Source organism: Agriterribacter sp., assembly GCF_035444585.1.
Lineage (GTDB): Bacteria > Bacteroidota > Bacteroidia > Chitinophagales > Chitinophagaceae > Agriterribacter.
Genome location: NZ_DAOMOZ010000359.1, coordinates 1 through 2,694 on the forward strand (window position 1 = coordinate 1; position 2,694 = coordinate 2,694).

The window sequence follows — 2,694 nt, forward strand, 5'->3', positions numbered from 1 at the left end:
TAGACAGGTGGGGTGATAAATTTACCCTTACCATGCGCTGGCTGGCCAATCAGGGTTATGCGGTAGCCTGTGTGGATCCCCGCGGTACGCCGGGTAAAGGGGAAGCATTCAGGAAAAGCAATTATAAGGCGCCGGGCGATATAGAGATAGGAGACCTGCTGAAAGTAAGAGATCACCTGGCGCGGAACTACCGCATTGATTCATCGCGGGTAGCGGTTATGGGCTGGAGCTATGGCGGATATCTTGCCGCTCTTGCCCAAACCAAATATGCCGGACGTTTTAAAGCAGCCGTGGCCATAGCGCCGGTTACCAACTGGCGGTTTTATGAAAATATATATGCAGAACGACTGCTTTCCATGCCCAGCGAAAATGCAGAAGGATATAAGAATGCCTCTCCTGTGAACTTTGCAGGCAATTATGAAAGCGGACTGTTTCTTGTTCATGGCACTGCAGATGATAATGTGCATCTTCACAACAGCATGGAGCTGAGCAAGCAACTGACCAACGAAAGGAAAACCAACTTTGAGCAGCATTTCTATACCGACAAAACCCATAACCTCAGCGATGGAACGCCCAACATCCTTAGAATGAGCCTGTATACAAGGATCAACGAATTTTTAAAGCGGGAGTTAAAATAAAGAATGATCTTATATCAGCACAAACAATTGAAAAGGCAGCGCTGCAGCTGTCTTTGGCTGGTTGTTTTGCTTTGCCTGCTGCCGGGTATGCACACGTTGTACGGTCAAACCGATAAACCTTATCATCTCAACGGGAATGCCATACAGGAAGACTGCAATTGCTATACCATTACAAACGATAAGAACGATCAGTCGGGATCCGTTTGGAACATCAACAAAATTGACCTTACCCTTCCGTTCGATTATCACTTCAATGTTTTTCTGGGCTGCCGCGATGCCGATGGCGCCGACGGTATCGCGTTTGTGCTGCAGCCGCTGAGCACCAGCATAGGCACAACGGGACAGGGACTGGGCATACAGGGCGTATCACCCTCGGTGGCAGTGGCTATTGATACATACCAGAACCCGGATTTTGCAGACCCGCACTACGATCACCTGGCCATTCATTTAAACGGCGATTTAGACCACAGCACCGCTAACAATATTGCAGGACCGGTAACGGCTTTGGAAAACAATGACAATATTGAAGACTGCAAATGGCATATTATACGCATTACCTGGGAGCCTGCTGCTGCCATGATCACTGTATATATGGATGGCAAAGAACGGCTGCACGCCACTACAGCGCTGGTGCAGGATGTTTTTCGCGGCAATCCTATGGTTTTTTGGGGATTTTCGGGTGCAACCGGCGGGGCAACCAACCACCAGCGTTTCTGTACATCGCTCAACCCATCCTTTTCACTTGCAGAAGATCAGATCACCTGTTACCCCGAACCGGTTTTGTTCCGCGACAGCTCTACTTCCTTTGGAGAGATTGTTAAATGGTTCTGGGATTTCGGCGATGGCACCACCGACACGGTAAAGAACCCGGGCATGCACAGCTATCCACAACCCGGCAACTATACAGTAAGTTTGAATATCGTTGGTAACGATGGTTGTATCTCCGACACTTTCCGGCAACAGGTGGTGGCTGGATCAAAACCGGTGGCCGACTTTAATTTTAAAGACCCGCCTTATTGCGATAATAAATACATCCCCTTTAATGATCTTTCAAAAGTGGAATATGGCACCGTTAATGAATGGCTCTGGACCGTGAACGGGAGTCCTGTCCTTAATCCTGAACAACCCCTGCAACGCATGTTGCCAGCGGGCGATAATACGATCACGCTCCAGGTGAAGACCAAAGAAGGCTGCGTATCTGAAACAACCCAAAAAATCGTTACCATACAAGCACATCCTGATATCAGCATGCAGGAAGCGATGGATGCCTGTAAAAACGAACCGGTTCTTTTTATTGCAGGCAATAACAACCCGGTGCAGCCGGTAGCGCAATGGCACTGGAACTTCGGAGATGGTACGACCGGCAATGAGGCATCGGTTACCCACGCCTACCGTGATGGCGGAACATATACTGCAGGTGTTTACGCCCTCGGCCCCGGCGGCTGCCCTTCGGATACTTTGGAGCAGGAAGTTTCTATTTTTGCCACTTCTGCCTTTGCGGGTAATGACACGATCGCGGCGATGGGACAACCCATCCAGTTGCAGGGATCCGGTGGCGACTTTTACCAATGGGCTCCGGCATCGGGCTTAAGTGATGCAAATATTTCAAACCCCGTTGCAACAGTGCAAAATGATATTACCTATACGGTTACGGTAAGTTCTGCTACAGCCGGCTGTCCTACAACAGACAGCATTTTTATAAAAGCATACAAAGGACCAACATTTTATGTCCCTACTGCTTTTACTCCCAACGGGGATGGCAGGAATGATGTATTCCGTTTTGTTGCGGCGGGGATGAGTGCTATACATTATTTCAAAGTATTTAACCGTTACGGGCAACTGGTATACAGCTCAACCAGCCCATCGGCCGGGTGGAACGGCAGCTTTAACGGCAAACCACAAACCACCGGCACCTACGTATGGATGATCGGGGGAAAAGATTACCTGGGGAATGACATAGCAAGAAAAGGAACGGTTACGCTTATAAGATAGTACAACACAGCAATCAGTTAAGTGAGAGGAGAGAAGTGAAAGTCGTGCCGGGCTCTTCATCAAA

2 protein-coding genes are annotated in these 2,694 nt (G+C 48.9%); both read left to right on the forward strand.

Annotated elements, in window-relative coordinates:
- Positions 1–638: S9 family peptidase (locus tag PLH26_RS21440; protein ID WP_324588058.1), on the forward strand; the 638-nt coding region annotated here is incomplete at its 5' end.
- A gap of 3 nt (positions 639–641) precedes the next feature.
- Entirely contained in the window at positions 642–2,630 is a 1,989-nt protein-coding gene (locus PLH26_RS21445; protein WP_324588059.1) for a lectin-like domain-containing protein, read from the forward strand.
- The last annotated feature ends 64 nt before the right edge of the window (positions 2,631–2,694 follow it).

Excerpts from the sequence above, each read along its gene's own strand:
- PLH26_RS21445 (WP_324588059.1), top strand. The coding sequence starts at position 642 with ATGATCTTATATCAGCACAAACAATTGAAAAGGCAGCGCTGCAGCTGT.